The following is a 17,877-nucleotide window of genomic DNA, read 5'->3' as shown; positions in this document are numbered from 1 at the left end:
AAGGGCTTGTCCTTACAGGGCGTATTGAGCCAGCCGCGCGGCGCGGCGGCGTTGCAGGAAACCGATGACCGCGCCGCGCACGCGCGCCAGGAAGCGGTCGGTGCCGGTTGGGTTGTGCACGATGTCGGCGCGGTAGAAAGACGGGCACAGCACGGCGGCATGGGCCACTTCGCCGCAGTTGCCGCAGCCCACGCAACTGCTTTCCACGTGCGCCACGGGGTCTTCCTTCAAGGGGTCGCCGCTGTCCTTGACCGACAAGGACGGGCAGCCCGACAGCCGGATACAGGCGTGGTCGCCGGTGCAGACGTCGGGGTCCACGCCAAAGCGTTCCTTGACCATGCGGCGGCCTTCCTTGACGGCCTTGTTGAACAGCGGCTTCACACGGCGCTGCTTGTTCAGCATGCATTCCGACTGCGCAATGATGACCTTGGGGCCCTTGATGTCGGTGGTCAGCGCTTCTTCGATCGTGGCGCGCACCTTGGCCACGTCATACGTGCGGTCCAGCGTGCGCACCCACTTCACGCCCACGCCGCGCACGGCATGGTCGATGGGATTGTTGGTGGACCGGTCGGGGTTGTCGGCGCGCGACGACAGGATGTCCTGCCCGCCCGTGGCCGAGGCGTAGAAGTTGTCGACGATGACGATGACGCCGTCGTACTTGTTGAAGACCGCGTTGCCAATGCCGGACGACAAGCCGTTATGCCAGAAGCCGCCATCACCCATGATCGAGATGGGCCGCTTGGCGGCGGGCACGTTGAACGCCGCCGCGCTGGACGCGCCCAAGCCGTAGCCCATGGTGGTGGCGCCCAGGTTGAAGGGCGGCAGGATGGAGAACAGGTGGCAGCCGATGTCGCAGGAAATATGGTGCTGGCCCAGCGTTTCCTGCGCCAGCGTCAGCGCGGAAAAGATGGGGCGTTCGGGACAGCCCGTACAGAAGCCGGCGGGGCGCGGCGGCACCACCGACGCCAGGCCCTGCACCTGCTTGTGGAAGGTGATGGGCTGTTCGACCGGTTTGGTGGGCGGAGTGGCAGGCTTCGGTCGCGAGACTTCGGTGATTTCAAGTTGGCTGCTGGGGGCCTGGGCTCCGGCCACCGCATCCACCGCCACCGCCGCATGCGTCTGTAGCGATTCGGGGCGATGGCGCTTCAGGAATTCGCGCAGGCCGTCGCGCATCACCTGCGTGGTGTATTCGCCCGCCATCGGCAGCACGTCCTTGCCGGACAGATGCGTGTCGATGCCCGCCTTGCGCAGCACGGCATGCAGGTTCTGTTCGATGTAATCGGGCTGGCCTTCTTCCAGCAGCAGCACGGCGCGCTTGCCACGGCAGAACTCGGTGACCTCGTCTTCGATGACGGGATAGGTCACGTTCATGACGTAAAGCGGAATGCGGCTGTTGCCAAAATTGTCGGCCAGGCCCAAGAGCTGCAGCGAGCGGATGACGCCGTTGTACAGGCCGCCTTGCAGGATCAGGCCGATGTCGTTCTGGTCGCCGTCAAAGTGCTCGTTCAGCTTGTGCTCTTTGATGTAGCGGATGGCGGCGGGCCAGCGGTCCTTGATCTTTTCCTGTTCGTGCAGGAAGGACGCGGGCGGCAGCACGATGCGGCTGGTGTCGCGCGCCGGGCTTTCCAGCGCCTGGGCCAGCGAGAACGTGGGCCGCTTGTTTTCCTTGGCGATGAAGCGGCCATGCACGTGGCAGCCGCGAATTCGTAGTTGCAGCATGACCGGCGTCTTGCTGGCTTCCGACAATTCAAAGCCGTCTTCCACGGCCTTGACCATGCTTTCCAGGTTGGGGCGCGGGTCCAGCAGCCAGATCTGCGATTTCATGGCGAACGCATGCGAGCGTTCCTGCATGATGGACGAGCCTTCGCCGTAGTCTTCGCCCACGATGACCAGCGCGCCACCCGTGACGCCGCCTGATGCCAGGTTGGCCAGCGCGTCCGAGGCCACGTTGGTGCCCACGGTGGACTTCCACGTGACGGCGCCGCGTATCGGGTACATGACGGAAGCGGCCAGCGTGGCGGCGGCGGTGGCTTCCGAGGCGCTGGCCTCGAAGTGCACGCCGAGCTCTTGCAGGATCTCGTTGGCGTCCGCCAGCACGTCCATCAGGTGCGAAATGGGTGAACCCTGGTAGCCCGCCACATAGCCCACGCCCGATTGCAGCAAGGCCTTCGTGACGGCAAGTATGCCTTCGCCGCGAAACTCTTCGCCGGCGCCAATTCGCAACTGCTGGACTTCTTTCTTGAAAGACCTTTCAGCCATCTCGAACTCCTGGTCGGGCCGGCTTACCGGTCCTCAAGCCTTGCTGCCGTGCAGCATCGTCGTGTCACGAAATTTCCGTCTAAAAAATACTTTAGGAGTCAACGTTTTAGCTGTCAACAAAAAAGATGAAATTTCATGGAAATCAAAAAATATCACGCGAAAACAAGGATGTATATACTGGTTGTTCTCTAGCTACCTGCCGTGTTTTCATCCCCGGCATGGTGCAAAAACGGGTTGCGATTCGGGGTATACCCTGTGCTGCGCAACAGCATTGCGGCACAACATGGCGCGCGTTTGCGCCGTCGTGGTGCAATGCGCTTTCCGGCCCTGGGCCGTTCACGAAATTCCGGTGCGTGGGAGCACAGCAACATGCGGTTGGACAAGCAGCGGGACACACTTCTGACCGGTCGCGGTACGTCGGGGCCGCGTTTCGTTGACGGCTACCTGGCCTATCTGCTGGCGCAGGCCAGCCAGCGCATCTCGGCCGAATTTCATTTGCAGGTGAAGGCGGCCGGGTTGTCGGTGACTGAATGGCGGGTGCTGGCCAGCCTGGAAGGCAGCCCCGGCGAAACCATCGGCACCCTGGCGGTGCTGGCCATCACCAAGCAGCCCACCTTGAGCAAGGTGGTGCAGCGCATGGAAGCCGATGGCCTGGTGGCACGCACGGGCGTGCGGGCCGACCGCCGGCAAACGCGCGTGTGCATCACCACCAAGGGCACCAACCTGATCGCCGGCTTGTGCGAGCAGGCCTTGCAGCATCAGAAAGCGGTGCTGGCGCCATTCGGCGAAGAAAAAGCGGCGCTGCTGATCGACATGCTGGAAGTGCTGATGACCGAGCACGTGCCGCTGGAGTTGCCGATCGACGACGAGGAATGAGCAGCGAGGCATCCTCGTCCGTTGCATCGGCGCACTCGAACGCTGTTCGACCCAATTATTTTGTTACTTGCATATACGTCCCTTAATAGATCTTCCTCTGTGAAAAGGGGTCACGGTACGCATAAACCCTGAATTGACGGGGGTCTTGGCGCTAGGCACACTCGCGCCGGTATTCAGACTAATGTCAGGAGTTAACCCACTATGCGCCGCACTTTGATTGCTATCGCGATCGCCGCCGCCGTGGCCGTGCCCTCGATCGGGCAGGCCAAGACTTTCCGTTGGGCCGCCCAGGGCGACATTCTTACGTTCGACCCGCACTCGCAAAACGAGGGCATGACGATCGCCGCCAACAGCTACATCTACGAACCGCTGGTGGACTACGACAAGACGTTCAAGGTGGTGCCGCGCCTGGCCACGGAATGGGAACAACTGTCGCCGACCCTGTACCGCTTCAAGCTGCGCCCCGGCGTGAAGTTCCATGACGGCGCCGCCTTCACGGCGGACGACGCGGTGTTCTCGATTCACCGCGCCATGGCGCCCACGTCGAACTACAAGGCTTACACGACCGGCATCAAGGAAGCGCGCAAGGTTGACGACCTGACGATCGAGATCGAAACGTCGGCGCCCAACCCGGTGCTGCTGCGCCAACTGACCAACGTGTTCATCATGAACAAGGCCTGGTCGGAAAAGAACAACATCGCCAAGCCGCAGGACTACGTCAACAAGGAAGAGACCTTCGGCGCGCGCAACACCAACGGCACCGGCCCGTACAAGCTGAAGACGCGCGAAGTGGACGTGCGCACCGTCTTTGAAGAAAACAAGGACTGGTGGAACAAGGCCGGCAAGGTTGGCAACGTGACCGAAGTGGTGTTCACGCCGATCAAGCAGAACGCCACCCGCACCGCCGCGCTGCTGTCGGGCGAAATCGACTTCGTGCTGGACCCCGCCGCGCAAGATCTGGAACGCCTGCGCCAGGCGCAGAAAGTGGTGGAAGGCAACGAATACCGCACCATCTACCTGGGCCTGGACCAGAAGCGTCCGGAGTTGCAGTACTCGAACATCAAGGGCAAGAACCCGTTCCAGGACATCCGCGTGCGTGAAGCGCTGTACCGCGCCATCGACGTGGACGCCATCAAGCGCGCCGTGATGCGTGGCCTGTCCGCGCCCACCGGCACGATGATCGCGCCGCAGGTGCATGGCTGGTCGGAATCGGTGCACAAGCGCGTGCCCTACGACCCCGCAAAATCCCGCGCGCTGCTGAAGGAAGCCGGCTACGACGGCACCCTGAACTTCACGCTGGACTGCCCCAACAACCGCTACATCAACGACGAAGCCATCTGTCAGGCGGTGGTTGGCATGTGGGCCAAGGTGGGCGTGAAGGCCACGATGAACGCCATGCCGCGTTCCACGTACTTCCCCAAGGTGCAGTCGTTTGACACCAGCGCCTACCTGTTCGGCTGGGGCGTGCCCACGTTCGACGCCATGTACTCGTTGCAGAACCTGATCCGCACCAAGGGTGAGGGCGCCGACGGCATGTACAACCTGGGCGGCTACAGCAACAAGGAACTTGACGTGATCATCGATCGCATCAAGACCGAGACCGATCCGGCCAAGCGCGACGCCGACATCATCACCGTGCTGCAAGGGCACGCCAAGGACTTCGGGCATATCCCGCTGCATGACCAGGTCATCCCCTGGGCGATGCGCAAGAACGTCACGGTCATCCACCGTGCCGACAATCGCCTTGTTGCCGATTGGGTCAAGGTTGACTGATCCCGGCTAACCAGACGGCGTGGAGCCTACCCGGCTCCCGCCGTTTTGCTTTTGGTTTTTCCCGCCTATGTTTGCTTTCATACTGCGTCGCCTGTTGCAGGCCGTAGCGGTGATGCTCACCGTCGCGCTACTGGCCTTTGTGCTTTTTCAATACGTCGGCGACCCTGTCACCATCATGCTGGGGCAGGACGCCACCGATGCCGAGCGCATCGAGCTGCGTGAGCGCCTGGGGCTGAACGAGCCCGCCATCGTTCAATTCGGCCATTTCGTGGCCAATGCCGCGCAAGGAAATTTCGGCATCTCCCTGCGTCAGAGCGAACCCGTTTCCACCCTGTTGAAATCCCGCTTGCCGGCCACGCTTGAGCTATCCATGGTGGCGGCCTTGCTGGCCTTGGTGGTGGGCGTGCCGCTGGGCGTGTACACCGCGCTCAAGCGCAACAGCCTGGTGTCCCAGATGCTGCTGGCCGGATCCTTGTTGGGCGTATCGCTGCCCACCTTCCTGATCGGCATCCTGCTGATCCTGGTGTTCTCCGTGCAACTGGGCTGGCTGCCCAGCTACGGGCGGGGCGAAACCGTCGCCGTGGGCTGGTGGACGTCGGGCCTGTTCACGGCCACCGGCTGGAAGCACCTGATCCTGCCGTCCATTACCTTGTCGCTCTTTCAGATGACGCTGGTGCTGCGCCTGGTGCGTTCGGAAATGCTGGAAGTGCTGCGGTCGGACTACATCAAGTTCGCCCGCGCCCGGGGCTTGAAGCGCCGCGCCATCCACTTCGGCCATGCGCTGAAGAACACCATGGTGCCCGTCATTACGATTACCGGCTTGCAGTTGGGCGGCATCATCGCCTTCGCCATCGTCACGGAAACCGTGTTCCAGTGGCCGGGCATGGGCTTGCTGTTCATCCAGGCGGTGCAATTCGCCGACGTGCCGGTCATGGCCGCGTACCTGTGCCTGATCGCGCTGGTGTTCGTGGTGATCAACCTGGTTGTCGATCTTCTTTATTTTGTCGTAGACCCGCGCTTGCGTTCGGGGATGACTCGCGCCGGGGGGGCTCACTGATGCGCGCCGTACTCAAACGCTGGTGGGACAGCGACATTGCCTGGGCCTGGCGCCGGGCGCCCGTGGCCATTCTGGCGACGCTGCTGTTGGCAATCTTGCTGATCGGCTCGTTCGGCGCCGGCTGGGTCGCGCCCCACAACCCTTTCGACCTGACCACGGTAGAACTGCTGGACGCCTTGTTGCCGCCCGCCTGGGAGGACAACGGCCAGGCCAACTATCTGCTGGGCACCGACAGCCAGGGCCGCGATCTGTTCTCGGCCATTCTGTATGGCACCCGCGTATCGCTCTTGATCGGGTTGGCGTCGGTGCTGCTGTCGATGCTGATCGGCATTGTGCTGGGCCTGATCTCGGGCTACGCGGGCGGACGCATCGACGCCTTCATCATGCGTGTGGCGGACGTGCAGTTGTCGTTCCCCGCCATTCTGATTGCGCTGTTGATCGATGGCGTGGCGCGGGCCGCGGTGCCGCGCGACATGCATGAACTGATCGCGTTCCCCGTGCTGATCGGCGCCATCGCGCTGGCCGGCTGGCCGCAGTACGCACGCACGGTGCGCGGTTCCACGCTGGTGGAGAAGAACCGCGAATACGTGCAGGCGGCGCGCGTGATCGGCGTGGCCTCGCCCGTGATCATGTTCCGCCACGTGCTGCCCAACGTGCTGGGGCCGGTGCTGGTGCTGGCCACGGTGCACCTGGCCACCGCCATCATCACCGAGGCGACGCTGTCGTTCCTGGGAGTAGGGGTGCCGCCGACCGCGCCGTCGCTGGGCACGCTGATCCGTATCGGCAACGACTTCCTGTTTTCCGGCGAATGGTGGATCACCATTTTCCCGGGCGCGGCGCTGGTGCTGCTGGTGCTGTCGGTCAACCTACTGGGTGACTGGCTGCGCGATGCGCTCAACCCGCGGCTGAATTGAGGTAACCATGAGCGCACTATTAGAAGTCCGCAACCTGCGCGTGGAATTTCCCACGCGCCGCGGCACGCTACGCGCCCTGGACGACGTGTCCTTTTCCATCCAGGCCGGCGAAGTGCTGGGCGTGGTGGGCGAATCGGGCGCGGGCAAATCGCTGACCGGCGCGTCCATCATCGGCCTGCTCGAACCCCCGGGGCGCATCGCCGCGGGCGAAATCCTGCTGGCGGGCCGCCGTATCGACAACCTTCCCGACGAGCAGATGCGCCGCGTGCGTGGCCGCGAAATCGGCGCGGTGTTCCAAGACCCGCTGACGTCCTTGAACCCGCTGTACACGGTGGGCCGGCAATTGGCAGAAACCATCGTCACGCACCTGGACATGACGTGGTCGCAGGCGCGCAACCGCGCGGTGGAATTGCTGGCGTCCACCGGCATTCCGGCCGCGCGCGAACGCATCGACCACTATCCGCACCAGTTCTCGGGCGGCATGCGCCAACGCGTGGTGATCGCGCTGGCGCTGGCGGCCGAGCCCAAGCTGGTGGTGGCCGACGAACCGACGACCGCGCTGGACGTGTCCATTCAGGCGCAGATCATCGAACTGCTGAAACGCCTGTGCCGCGAGCATGGCACGGCGGTGATGCTGATCACGCACGACATGGGCGTGATCGCCGAAACCGCCGACCGCGTGGCGGTGATGTACGCGGGCCGCGTGGCCGAGATCGGGCCGGTGGCCGACGTGATCCACAAACCGCGACATCCGTATACGTCGGGGCTGATGGGGTCGATTCCGTCCATGGACGGACACACGGAACGGCTGGTGCAGATTGACGGCAGCATGCCTCGGCTGAATGCCATTCCGCCGGGCTGTGCGTTCAACCCGCGTTGCGGCCAGCGCTTGCCGCGCTGCGCGACCGAGCGCCCCGAATTGATGCCGGCGGGCACGTCCCGCGCGGCCTGTTGGTTGCATGACGATAAAACGATGGTGGCCGCATGAGCACGCCTTTGGTGGAAGTTAAAGACGCGGCGCGCTGGTTCGATGTGTCGCCGCCCTGGCTGGAACGCAAGCTGGCCGGCAAGCCGCGCGTGATGCTGCGCGCGGTGGACGGCGTGTCGTTCGACATCGCGCGCGGCGAAACGCTGGCGCTGGTGGGCGAATCGGGCTGTGGAAAATCCACGGTCGCGCGCATGCTGGTGGGCCTGTACGGGCTGACGCGCGGCGATATCCGTTTCGATGGCCAGCCGTTGTCGCGGATGTCTGAGAAAGGCGGGCGCAACTTGCGCAAGCGCCTGCAGATGATTTTCCAGGATCCCTATGCCAGCCTGAACCCGCGCTGGCGCGTGGGCCGCATCATTGCGGAGCCGATGCTGACGCATACGCAGATGACGGCCGACGAGCGCGTGGCCCGCGTCAGCGAACTGCTCAAGCAGGTGGGCCTGGACCCGGCGGACCAGGGCCGCTATCCGCACCAGTTTTCAGGCGGCCAGCGGCAACGCATTTCGATTGCGCGGGCGCTGGCGGTGAACCCGGAATTCCTGGTGTGCGACGAGCCTACCTCGGCGCTGGATGTGTCGGTGCAGGCGCAGGTGCTGAACCTGATGAAAGACCTGCAGCGCGAGCTGGGGCTGACCTACCTGTTCATTTCCCACAACCTGGCGGTGGTGCATCACGTGGCCGACCGGGTGGGCGTGATGTACTTGGGCCGCATGGTGGAAGTGGCGCCGCGCGACGAGCTGTTCGCGCGGCCACGGCATCCGTATACGCGCATGCTGCTGGAAGCCATTCCGGACATCAACGGGGCCGGAAAATCGCGCACGGCGGTGGCGGGGGAGGTGCCGAACCCGTTGAATCCGCCATCAGGGTGCACGTTTCATCCGCGTTGCCCGCATGCGAATGACCGGTGCCGGGCCGAAGCGCCGGTGGCGATGCTGGCGGGGGTTTCAGTCGTGGCGTGCCACGCGGTGGAGGAAGGCCGCGCGTAAATGCAGGGGCGGGCCGGAGGTGGAGGGGCGCGCCGCAATAGCGCGCCGGAGGGTCGCGCGTGGGCCGTCAGGGCCAACGCCGACCCCGCCCAAGTTTCAGTGGCGGGGCTCGTGGACCGAGTCATACGGCGTGTCGTCGTCCTCGTCATCTTCATCGTCTTCGTCCTCTTCGTCTTCCTGCGCGGTCGGATCCGGCTGCGGTTCCTCGGTCAGGGCGAAGGGCAGGACGTCTTCCAGAGTGTCGGACCACGCGGACTCTTCGCCGTCGTGGTCCAGCTTGATGAAGCGTTCGCCTTCATTCAAAGAAATTTGCACGGCCCACAGGTAGAGGCAATCGTAGGTGTCGTCATCGGCATGCGGCAGGCCGCCGCGATTGCCCAGCAGGCGCGAGCCCGCGCCGCCCATCTGCACGTGGGTCTGCTCTTCGTCCGCTTCGGCGCCTTCGTCCAGCGGGACACCGAACGTGACCCACTCGGTGCCTTCGTCGCCCAGGATCACTTCGGCCAGCACGGGCTTGCCCAGGTAGGCGCTGAGCGCATCGGCGGTCTTGGCCAGCATGTCCAGTTCGGGTGCACTGAAATGGGTCACGGAGGCGGGGGGAGTGGCAGAGGCGGACATGAAGGGGATTCCTGGGCGCGATGAAGCCGCGACGGCACGGCAAGATACATAAAGTCAGGCGCTATTGTCGCGCGATCGGCGTTGCGTTGCATCAGGCGCTTGGATGACGCGGCGTGACAAGGCTGTCAGGCCGGCGCGGGCGTGGGGCGCAATCGTGTTTCAGGCGTAATGCCCTGCGCCTTCTCTTGCCCTTCCTTCTGGCGGTATTGCCAGGCTTGCGGCGGTATCCAGATGGCGGATGGCGGTGACACACGGTCATTCGAACAGGGCCTACACTTGCGGCCTGTTCCCCTATTCCCATTACGCATCACCGCCCATGACGCGCTCCGAACCTATCGCAATTCCCGCCCGCTATTTGCTGTTTCCGCTGCTGGCGGCCCTGATCTGGTCGGTCAATATGATCGTTACCAAGATGGCCGCCGGGGTCATTTCGCCTGCCGTCATCGGGTTTTACCGCTGGGCCCTGGCCGGCGCCGTGCTGACCCCGTTTGCCCTGCGGGGCGTGTGGACGCAGCGCAGGCTGATCTGGCCCTATCTGCCGAAATTCGCCGTGCTGGGCGGCTTGGGTATGGCGCTATACCAGGGGCTGGCCTATGTGGCGGCCTCCAGCACCACGGCCACCAACATGGGCATCATCACCGCCATGATCCCGCTCTTGACCATCGCGGTGGGCACGGTGGTGTTGCGCCAGCGGCCCACGCTGATGGCGATGCTGGGCGGCCTGGTGTCGCTGGCGGGCCTGGCGCTGCTGATCGGCGAAGGCGACCCGGCCCGGTTGCTGTCCGTGGGCGCGAACCCCGGCGACCTGCTGATGGGGCTGGCCGCGCTGGCCTATGCGCTGTACGGGGTATTGCTGCGCCGCTGGGGCTTGCCGGTGGGGCCGTGGGGGTCGTTGTACGTGCAGATCGGCTTCGGCGTGCTGTTCCAACTGCCGGCGTTCCTGATGGCCGCGCCGTCGCCGCTGAATGCCGACAACGTGCCGCTGGTGCTGTATGCCGCGATCTTTCCGTCCCTGTTCGCGCCCTTCCTGTGGATGCAGGGCGTCAAGCACCTGGGTCCCAACCGCGCCAGCATTTTCCTGAACCTGATGCCGGTGGGCACGGTGGCCATCGCGTCTGTCTTCCTGGACGAAAAGCCACATCTGTTCCACATCGTGGGCGGTTTGCTGGCGCTGGCCGGTGTGATGCTGGCGCAGATGCGCACGCCTCGCCTGGGTGGGCGCGCAGGCAAAGCGGCGGGTTGAACGGGCGGTTCCGTCCCTGACGCGCGCCTGTCAGGGTTCCGGCCTACAATCGACGGTTCATCAGCTTTCTTTCCCTATACGAGCCCATGGCCCAATACGTCTACACCATGAACCGCGTCGGCAAGATCGTGCCGCCCAAGCGGCAGATTTTGCGTGATATCTCGCTTTCGTTTTTTCCTGGCGCCAAGATCGGCGTGCTGGGCCTGAACGGCTCGGGCAAGTCGACGCTGCTGAAGATCATGGCTGGCGTCGATAAAGAGATCGAAGGCGAAGCCATCCCCATGCCGGGCCTGAACATCGGCTATCTGCCGCAGGAACCGCAACTGAACCCCGAGCACACGGTGCGCCAATCGGTCGAGGAAGGCCTGGGCGCCGTCGTCACCGCCAAGAAGCGCCTGGACGAGGTCTACGCCGCCTACGCCGAGCCGGACGCCGACTTCGATGCGCTGGCCGCTGAGCAAGCCGACCTGGAAGCCATCATCGCCGCCGCCGCCTCTAGCGGTTCGGACGACATCGAACACCAGATGGAAATCGCCGCGGACGCACTGCGCCTGCCGCCCTGGGACGCCATCGTCGGCAACCTGTCCGGTGGTGAAAAGCGCCGCGTGGCCCTGTGCCGCCTGCTGCTGTCCAAGCCCGACATGCTGCTGCTTGACGAACCCACCAACCACTTGGACGCCGAAAGCGTGGAATGGCTGGAGCAATTCCTGCACAAGTTCCCCGGCACCGTGGTCGGCGTGACCCACGATCGCTACTTCCTGGACAACGCCGCTGAATGGATCCTGGAACTGGACCGTGGCTACGGCATTCCCTGGAAGGGCAACTACAGCTCGTGGCTGGAACAGAAAGAAGACCGCCTGAAGCAGGAAGAATCGTCGGAATCGGCCCGCCAGAAGACCATCAAGAAAGAACTTGAATGGGTGCGCCAGAACCCGAAGGGCCGTCAGGCCAAGGCCAAGGCGCGTCTGGCCCGCTTCGAGGAACTGTCGTCCTACGAATACCAGAAGCGCAACGAAACCCAGGAAATCTTCATTCCCGTGGGCGAGCGCCTGGGCAACGAGGTCATTGAATTCAAGAACGTCAGCAAGGCCTATGGCGATCGCCTGTTGATCGACGACCTGAGCTTCAAGATTCCGCCCGGCGCCATCGTTGGCATCATCGGCCCCAACGGCGCCGGTAAGTCGACGCTGTTCCGCATGATCGCGGGCCGCGAACAGCCGGATTCGGGCGAGGTCACCATCGGCCAGACCGTGAAGCTGGCTTATGTGGACCAGTCGCGCGATGCGCTGGAAGACAAGAAGACGGTGTTTGATGCCGTGGCCGACGGCGCCGACATCCTGACCGTGGGCAAGTTTGAAATGTCGTCGCGCGCCTATCTGGGCCGCTTCAACTTCAAGGGCGGCGACCAGAACAAGGTGGTGGGCCAACTGTCCGGCGGTGAACGCGGCCGCCTGCACATGGCCAAGACGCTGATCGCCGGTGGCAACGTCCTGCTGCTTGACGAACCGTCCAACGACCTTGACGTTGAAACGCTGCGCGCGCTGGAAGACGCCTTGCTGGAGTTCCCCGGCAGCGTCATGGTCATCAGCCACGATCGCTGGTTCCTGGACCGCATCGCCACCCACATCCTGGCATTCGAAGGCGATTCGCAAGTGGTGTTCTTCGACGGCAACTACCAAGAGTACGAAGCCGACAAGAAGCGCCGCCTGGGCGAAGAGGGCGCCAAGCCCAAGCGCCTGCGCTACAAGGCTCTGAAGTAAGCCTTGCAGTAGGTGGTTGAAAACAATCCCGGCATTGCCGGGATTTTTTTGTGTATGCCTTGTAGGACTTGTATGCCTTGTAGGATGGGTGAAGCGCGGAACGGTTTGCACAAAAACCCCGCCGCCCCAACGCGCGCAACCCATCACGCAACCCACCGCGCAACCCCATCACGCAACCATCGCGTTATGGCCAATCTTCCCCATGGTCCACCGTTGCTTGATGGGTTGCGCGCGTTTGATATCGCATTCTTTTCTTTGTCGTATCGCGCTTCACCCATCCTACGACCTGCTGTAGATTCTAGGCATCCACTTGGGAGCCACTCATCATGCTGCTGCAAGCCTCAGACTCCACGTTACTCATCGTCGATATGCAGGGCCGGTTGATGCCCGCCATTCACGATAACGAAGCCGTGCTGCATACCGCGCACAAACTCGCGCAAGCCGCGCGGATACTTGATGTGCCGGTTGTCGCCACGGAACACCACGGCAAGATGCTGGGCGTTACCGTGGATCCCCTGCGTGACCTTGTGCAGTCCACTTTCCAGAAAATGCACTTCTCTTCCACGCGCGAACCTGGCTTTGAAGCGTGGTTGCCGGCCGCGCGAAAAACGATTCTGGTGGCCGGTTGCGAAGCGCATATCTGCGTGCTGCAAACGGTGATCGGCTTGGTGGACATGGGCTACAAGGCCGTGCTGGTGTCGGACGCGGCGGGGTCGCGCAAGCCCTCGGATCATCACGCTGCCCTGCGGCGCGCGCGGGCGCATGGCGCCGATATCGTCACCTCGGAAATGGCCATATTTGAGTGGATGGAAACGTGCGAGCACCCACGCTTTCGCGATGTGTTACGTCTGGTCAAATAGCCGACGGCGCTTGCAACATCGTCCCAGGGGCGCGCAAAGATTCTCTCGCTGTTTGACACAATTCCTGGGCAAACCTAACACCGCGCGCACCAATATTTTGAGATCCTGAAGTTTCTAAACCCATATGGGGATCGCGCGCTCGCGTCAGGTCCATGGTGCGGCCCCTGGGATAAGAATAGGAGCCTCAACATGAAAATCGCATCTCTTTCCAAAACCTGTGTCGCACTGGCGATGACCGCCGCCATGGCGGGCTGCTCGTCCTGGGACGGCATGAGCCATCGCCAAAAGAGCACGGTGGGCGGCGCCGCATTGGGCGGTGTCGCAGGCGCCGTGATCACCAACGGCGGCGTCTTGGGTACGGTGGGTGGAGCGGCGATCGGCGGCGTCATCGGCGATCAGGTCGGCAAGCGCTAAGCGCCTGCCCCAGACGCAAAAAGCCCGGCAATGCCGGGCTTTTTTTTATGGCCGCGAGGGCGGCCAAGCTGCATTACGGTTGTTCGTTTTGCGGCATCTCGATCTTCACTTCCAACACCTCAAGTGTGTCCTGGCGTTCCAGGTGCACCTTGATGTCTTCAGGGTTGATCTTCACGTATTTTGAAATCACCGCGATAAGTTCCTGCTGCAACTGCGGCAGGTAGTCGGGCGAGTCGCCGCGGCCCCGCTCGTGGGCCAGGATGATCTGCAACCTTTCCTTTGCAACGGAAGCGGAAGTTTTCTTTTGACCAAGCAGAAACGACAGGAAGGACATTGCTTACTTGCCTCCGAACAGGCGTTTCAGGAAACCGGGCTTTTCGTAGTCGGTAAAGCGCAGCGCTTTGTCTTCGCCCAGGTAGCGGGCCACGACATCCTTGTAGGCTTCGGAAACGTCGGTCTCTTTCAAGTGAATCGCCGGCAGGCCTTGGTTCGACGCTTGCAGCACGGCTTCCGATTCGGGAATGACACCGATCAGCTTGATGCGCAGGATGTCTTCGATATCGCCCAAGGACAGCATTTCACCGTCGACCACGCGCTTGGGGTTGTAGCGCGTGAGCAGCAGGAATTCCTTGACGGGTTCACCGCCATCCACCGCGCGCTTGGACTTGGCCGCGAGGATGCCCAGGATGCGATCGGAGTCGCGCACCGACGAGACTTCCGGGTTCGTCACGACCAGCGCGTCGTCGGCAAAATAGGCGGCCATCAGCGCACCCGTTTCGATACCGGCGGGCGAGTCGCAGATGATGTATTCGAAACCCATTTCCTTCAGGTCGTTGATGACCTTTTCCACGCCTTCCTGCGTCAGCGCATCTTTGTCGCGCGTTTGCGAGGCGGGCAGGATGAACAGGTTTTCAAGCTGCTTGTCCTTGATCAGCGCCTGGTTAAGGGTGGCTTCGCCCTGAATCACGTTGACGAAGTCGTACACCACGCGACGCTCGCAGCCCATGATGAGGTCGAGATTGCGCAGGCCGACATCGAAGTCGATGACAGCGGTCTTGTGGCCCCGCATCGCGAGGCCCGCGGAAAAACTGGCGCTCGTCGTGGTTTTACCCACGCCGCCTTTGCCGGAAGTCACCACAACAATGCGTGTCATGACGATCAAACCCTTATGTTCGAAGAAACCGCGTTATCGTAAAGCAAAAAGCCTGTGTAAGGCTTCTTACAGAATGTGTTGAGACTTGATGTTCGATGCTGATGTTCGACTGCGATACCGCGCCGGCGCACACGCCGCGCAGCAGTCACCGCGTCAGCTTTTCAAAGCTTCGATCCGCAGCGTGTCGCCATCCAGGCGCACCAGCGCCGGCTGGTTTTGCAACGTGCGGTCCAGCTTGTCTTCCACGACACGGTACACCCCGGCCACGGCCAGCAGCTCGGCGTCCAGATGCGTCGTGAAAATGCGGGCCGATGTGTCGCCGCGCGCCCCCGCCATGGCCTTGCCGCGCAAGGGGCCGTAGACGTGCACATTGCCATCGGCAATGACTTCCGCGCCCTGGCTCACCATGCCGATCACGACCAGGTCCGTGTGGCGCGCGTACACGCGCTGGCCCGATCGCAAGGGTTTGGTGATGACGAGTGCCGACGCCGAATGCGGCGCGGCCTGCGTGGGCGTGGCGGCGGAGGTGGTGCCGCTGGCTTCGCGAGCCGGCAGCGGTTCGGCCGAGGCGGGCTTGGCCGGCGTGTCCGTGGCGGGGGTGTCGCTTGATGCGCCATCGGCAGCCGATGTGTCGGTGGGCGCGGGCGCGGTTTCAACGGCGGCGGCCGGCACCGACGGCACGGGCGTCGACACATCGTTGGGCGGCGCCGTATCCACGACGGGAGCGGGGCGCGCGGGCGGCGTGGAAAGCTCAACCGGCGTCAGGCCGGCTTCGCGCGCGGCCGCAAGGTTGGCGCCTTCGGCCACCACGCCGATCGCGGGCAGGTTGTGCGCGCGCAGCGCGGCGACAAGCGCTTTCCAGTCGACCGCTTCGTCGACGCGGCTGGCGTCGATGACCACGGGTTCATTTTCGAAGAAGCTGCCGGCGTCGGCCATGCGCTTGGCAAGGGCGGCGGCGAGCCGTTCGGGGTCCGCGCTGTGCAGTACCACCCGGATGGCATAAAGGGTGGCGCTTTTGAAGTCCAGGGCTAGGGATTCAGTGTTCATCTTGATGTTGGCTGGCGGTCCGGGCGCCGAAAAAAGGCGCGTTCAACCGGCTGCGGGATGTCGGGCATGATAACCCGCCCAACGCCGGGGCGCGCGGGCTGAAAACTGAAAGAAAAAGGCGCACAAGGCGCCTTTTCCCGTGATACGCGCGCGGATGCCTAGCCCTGAGCCCAGGAGTCGCGGAGCGTCACGATGCGGTTGAGCACCGGAGCGGCCTCCGTGGAATCCTTGAGGTCGGCCGTGAAATAGCCCAGGCGCTCGAATTGCCAGGTGGCGCCCGGCGTGGCGACGGTGCCCGGTTCCAGCCAGGCCGTGACGGTCTGCTTGGAGTTCGGATTCAGGCAGGTCAGGAAGTCCTTGTCGCCGCCGTCGGGACGCGCGTCGGCGAACAGGCGGTCGTACAGGTGGATCTGGGCAGCTACCGCATGGGCCGCGCTGACCCAGGTGATGTTGCCCTTGACCTTGACGCTGTCCGCGCCCGGGGTGCCGCTCTTGGTTTCGGGCAGGTATTCAGCCTGGACTTCCACGACTTCGCCCGCTTCGTTCTTGGTGAAGCCGGTGCATCGCACCACGTAGCCGTACTTCAGGCGCACGGTGTTGCCCGGGAACAGGCGGAAATACTTCTTCGGCGCTTCCTCGCGGAAGTCGTCGCGTTCAATCCAGAGCTCGCGCGACAGCGGGAATTCACGCACGCCGGCTTCCGGGTCATGCGGGTTACGCGGGGCGGTGCAGAGCTCGGTCTGGCCTTCCGGGTAGTTGGTGATCACCAGTTTGATCGGATCCAGCACGGCCACGGAGCGGGCGGCGATGGGGTCGAGGTCGTCGCGCACGGCTTGTTCGAGCAGGCTGTAGTCGATACGCGAATCCGACTTGGACACGGCGGTACGGTCGCAGAACAGGCGGATCGAGGCCGGCGTGTACCCACGGCGGCGCAGGCCGAAGATGGTCGGCATGCGGGGGTCGTCCCAGCCGTCCACATGGCCTTCGCGCACCAGTTGCAGCAGCTTGCGCTTGCTGGTGACGACGTAGCTCAGGTTCAGGCGGGCGAATTCATATTGGTGCGGCAGCGGCTGGGCCAGCTTGCCCAGTTCGGCCAGGCGCGTCAGGATCCAGTCGTAGAACGGGCGCTGGTCTTCGAATTCCAGCGTGCAGACGCTGTGCGTGATGCCTTCCAGCGCGTCTTCCACCGGGTGCGCCCAGCTGTACATCGGGTAGATGCACCATTGGTTGCCCGTGCGGTGGTGGGTGGCGTGGCGCACGCGGTACATGACCGGGTCGCGCAGGTTGATGTTGGGCGACGCCATGTTGATCTTCGCGCGCAGCACCAGGCTGCCGTCCGGATGCTTGCCGTCGCGCATTTCGCGCAGCAGCGCGATCGATTCCGCGGCCGGGCGGTTGCGCCAGGGCGAATCGGTGCCGGGTTCGGTCAGGGTGCCACGGTTGGCGCGGATTTCTTCGGGGCTTTGCGCATCGACGTAGGCATGGCCGGCTTCGACCAGGGCTTCGGCGAACTCGTACATATAGCCGAAGTAGTCGCTGGCGAAGTACAGGTTTTCCTGGCCGTTGTCGGCCTTCCAGTCAAAGCCCAGCCAATGCACGGCTTCGATGATGGCGTCGACGTATTCCTGGTCTTCCTTTTCGGGGTTGGTGTCATCAAAGCGCAGATGACAGACCCCGCCGAAGTCGCGCGCCAGGCCGAAGTTCACGCAGATGCTCTTGGCGTGACCGATGTGCAGATAGCCGTTGGGCTCCGGCGGGAAGCGGGTGCGGATGCGGGCCGGATCGGCCGTCCCCTGCGCCTGCACGTCGGCCGGGCCAGGCTTGCCCGCCCAGCGTTTGCCCTGGAAGCGGTTGGCTTCAAGGTCGTCCTGGACGATGTTAAGCAGGAAATTGGATGCAGCTGGGGTCGGCGTCGTGGCGGAGGTCATT

The 17,877-nt window shown here is 63.5% G+C and carries 16 protein-coding genes; 10 read left to right on the top strand and 6 right to left on the bottom strand.

The genetic code is table 11. From position 1 onward, the window contains the following. Positions 1-12: 12 nt before the first annotated feature. Positions 13-2,259 (bottom strand): indolepyruvate ferredoxin oxidoreductase subunit alpha, encoded by a 2,247-nt coding sequence (locus tag M2361_RS24290; protein WP_259252369.1) that lies wholly within the window; start codon positions 2,257-2,259, stop codon positions 13-15. 369 nt (positions 2,260-2,628) lie between these two features. Between M2361_RS24290 and M2361_RS24285 the strand changes: the two genes are divergently transcribed. From M2361_RS24285 to M2361_RS24260, 6 genes are all read left to right on the top strand, one after another. Further along, positions 2,629-3,135 (top strand): MarR family winged helix-turn-helix transcriptional regulator, encoded by a 507-nt coding sequence (locus M2361_RS24285; RefSeq protein WP_259252368.1) that lies wholly within the window; start codon positions 2,629-2,631, stop codon positions 3,133-3,135. 201 nt (positions 3,136-3,336) lie between these two features. After that, positions 3,337-4,908: an ABC transporter substrate-binding protein gene (locus tag M2361_RS24280; RefSeq protein WP_259252366.1), complete on the top strand. Its 1,572-nt coding sequence runs from the start codon at positions 3,337-3,339 to the stop codon at positions 4,906-4,908. A 67-nt stretch (positions 4,909-4,975) separates the two neighbouring features. Further along, positions 4,976-5,965: an ABC transporter permease gene (locus M2361_RS24275; protein WP_100852959.1), complete on the top strand. Its 990-nt coding sequence runs from the start codon at positions 4,976-4,978 to the stop codon at positions 5,963-5,965. Further along, entirely contained in the window at positions 5,965-6,879 is a 915-nt protein-coding gene (locus M2361_RS24270) for an ABC transporter permease (protein WP_259252364.1), read from the top strand. The genes M2361_RS24275 and M2361_RS24270 overlap by 1 nt, the downstream gene beginning before the upstream one ends. Positions 6,880-6,886: 7 nt before the next feature. Then, the gene (locus M2361_RS24265) at positions 6,887-7,867 is read left to right on the top strand and encodes an ABC transporter ATP-binding protein (protein WP_259252362.1); all 981 of its coding nucleotides are present in this window, start codon (positions 6,887-6,889) and stop codon (positions 7,865-7,867) included. Further along, positions 7,864-8,853: an ABC transporter ATP-binding protein gene (locus M2361_RS24260; RefSeq protein WP_259252360.1), complete on the top strand. Its 990-nt coding sequence runs from the start codon at positions 7,864-7,866 to the stop codon at positions 8,851-8,853. The genes M2361_RS24265 and M2361_RS24260 overlap by 4 nt, the downstream gene beginning before the upstream one ends. 96 nt (positions 8,854-8,949) lie before the next feature. On the opposite strand, the gene M2361_RS24255 is transcribed toward M2361_RS24260, so the two are convergent. Then, complete coding sequence (locus M2361_RS24255; RefSeq protein WP_259252357.1) at positions 8,950-9,471, bottom strand: hypothetical protein; 522 nt, start codon at positions 9,469-9,471, stop codon at positions 8,950-8,952. Between the two features lie 316 nt (positions 9,472-9,787). On the opposite strand from M2361_RS24255, the gene M2361_RS24250 reads away from it, so the two are divergent. The 4 genes from M2361_RS24250 to M2361_RS24235 all read left to right on the top strand — a co-directional run bounded on the left by M2361_RS24250 (position 9,788) and on the right by M2361_RS24235 (position 13,748). Beyond that, positions 9,788-10,714 carry a DMT family transporter gene (locus M2361_RS24250; RefSeq protein ID WP_259252356.1) on the top strand — a complete coding sequence of 309 codons (927 nt, stop codon included), beginning with the start codon at positions 9,788-9,790 and terminating at the stop codon, positions 10,712-10,714. 86 nt (positions 10,715-10,800) lie between these two features. Continuing rightward, a complete protein-coding gene (ettA, locus tag M2361_RS24245) occupies positions 10,801-12,474 on the top strand; it encodes an energy-dependent translational throttle protein EttA (RefSeq protein ID WP_100852953.1) in 1,674 nt (557 codons plus the stop codon). Between the two features lie 326 nt (positions 12,475-12,800). Then, positions 12,801-13,334 (top strand): isochorismatase family protein, encoded by a 534-nt coding sequence (locus M2361_RS24240; protein ID WP_259252352.1) that lies wholly within the window; start codon positions 12,801-12,803, stop codon positions 13,332-13,334. Between the two features lie 189 nt (positions 13,335-13,523). After that, complete coding sequence (locus M2361_RS24235; protein WP_259252350.1) at positions 13,524-13,748, top strand: glycine zipper 2TM domain-containing protein; 225 nt, start codon at positions 13,524-13,526, stop codon at positions 13,746-13,748. A gap of 73 nt (positions 13,749-13,821) precedes the next feature. On the opposite strand, the gene minE is transcribed toward M2361_RS24235, so the two are convergent. The 4 genes from minE to M2361_RS24215 form a co-directional block, all read right to left on the bottom strand. Next, a complete protein-coding gene (gene minE, locus M2361_RS24230; protein WP_259252348.1) occupies positions 13,822-14,082 on the bottom strand; it encodes a cell division topological specificity factor MinE in 261 nt (86 codons plus the stop codon). 3 nt (positions 14,083-14,085) lie between these two features. Further along, positions 14,086-14,901 carry a septum site-determining protein MinD gene (gene minD, locus M2361_RS24225; protein WP_100852948.1) on the bottom strand — a complete coding sequence of 272 codons (816 nt, stop codon included), beginning with the start codon at positions 14,899-14,901 and terminating at the stop codon, positions 14,086-14,088. 153 nt (positions 14,902-15,054) lie between these two features. Continuing rightward, complete coding sequence (minC, locus tag M2361_RS24220; RefSeq protein WP_259252345.1) at positions 15,055-15,948, bottom strand: septum site-determining protein MinC; 894 nt, start codon at positions 15,946-15,948, stop codon at positions 15,055-15,057. A gap of 158 nt (positions 15,949-16,106) precedes the next feature. Next, positions 16,107-17,876 (bottom strand): glutamine--tRNA ligase/YqeY domain fusion protein, encoded by a 1,770-nt coding sequence (locus tag M2361_RS24215; RefSeq protein ID WP_259252343.1) that lies wholly within the window; start codon positions 17,874-17,876, stop codon positions 16,107-16,109. Position 17,877 lies beyond the last annotated feature (1 nt).

It is taken from the genome of Achromobacter sp. JUb104, from assembly GCF_024806975.1.
Lineage (GTDB): Bacteria > Pseudomonadota > Gammaproteobacteria > Burkholderiales > Burkholderiaceae_B > Achromobacter > Achromobacter spanius.
Note: the sequence above shows the minus strand (reverse complement) of the source record. Positions and strands in the feature narration are given on the sequence as shown.

Coding starts and splice junctions, on each gene's coding strand:
- ettA (WP_100852953.1), top strand. CDS start 10,801: ATGGCCCAATACGTCTACACCATGAACCGCGTCGGCAAGATCGTGCCG.
- M2361_RS24235 (WP_259252350.1), top strand. CDS start 13,524: ATGAAAATCGCATCTCTTTCCAAAACCTGTGTCGCACTGGCGATGACC.
- M2361_RS24250 (WP_259252356.1), top strand. CDS start 9,788: ATGACGCGCTCCGAACCTATCGCAATTCCCGCCCGCTATTTGCTGTTT.
- M2361_RS24270 (WP_259252364.1), top strand. CDS start 5,965: ATGCGCGCCGTACTCAAACGCTGGTGGGACAGCGACATTGCCTGGGCC.
- M2361_RS24275 (WP_100852959.1), top strand. CDS start 4,976: ATGTTTGCTTTCATACTGCGTCGCCTGTTGCAGGCCGTAGCGGTGATG.
- M2361_RS24265 (WP_259252362.1), top strand. CDS start 6,887: ATGAGCGCACTATTAGAAGTCCGCAACCTGCGCGTGGAATTTCCCACG.
- minD (WP_100852948.1), bottom strand. CDS start 14,901: ATGACACGCATTGTTGTGGTGACTTCCGGCAAAGGCGGCGTGGGTAAA.
- M2361_RS24285 (WP_259252368.1), top strand. CDS start 2,629: ATGCGGTTGGACAAGCAGCGGGACACACTTCTGACCGGTCGCGGTACG.
- M2361_RS24290 (WP_259252369.1), bottom strand. CDS start 2,259: ATGGCTGAAAGGTCTTTCAAGAAAGAAGTCCAGCAGTTGCGAATTGGC.
- M2361_RS24280 (WP_259252366.1), top strand. CDS start 3,337: ATGCGCCGCACTTTGATTGCTATCGCGATCGCCGCCGCCGTGGCCGTG.
- M2361_RS24215 (WP_259252343.1), bottom strand. CDS start 17,876: ATGACCTCCGCCACGACGCCGACCCCAGCTGCATCCAATTTCCTGCTT.
- M2361_RS24255 (WP_259252357.1), bottom strand. CDS start 9,471: ATGTCCGCCTCTGCCACTCCCCCCGCCTCCGTGACCCATTTCAGTGCA.
- M2361_RS24240 (WP_259252352.1), top strand. CDS start 12,801: ATGCTGCTGCAAGCCTCAGACTCCACGTTACTCATCGTCGATATGCAG.
- minC (WP_259252345.1), bottom strand. CDS start 15,948: ATGAACACTGAATCCCTAGCCCTGGACTTCAAAAGCGCCACCCTTTAT.
- minE (WP_259252348.1), bottom strand. CDS start 14,082: ATGTCCTTCCTGTCGTTTCTGCTTGGTCAAAAGAAAACTTCCGCTTCC.
- M2361_RS24260 (WP_259252360.1), top strand. CDS start 7,864: ATGAGCACGCCTTTGGTGGAAGTTAAAGACGCGGCGCGCTGGTTCGAT.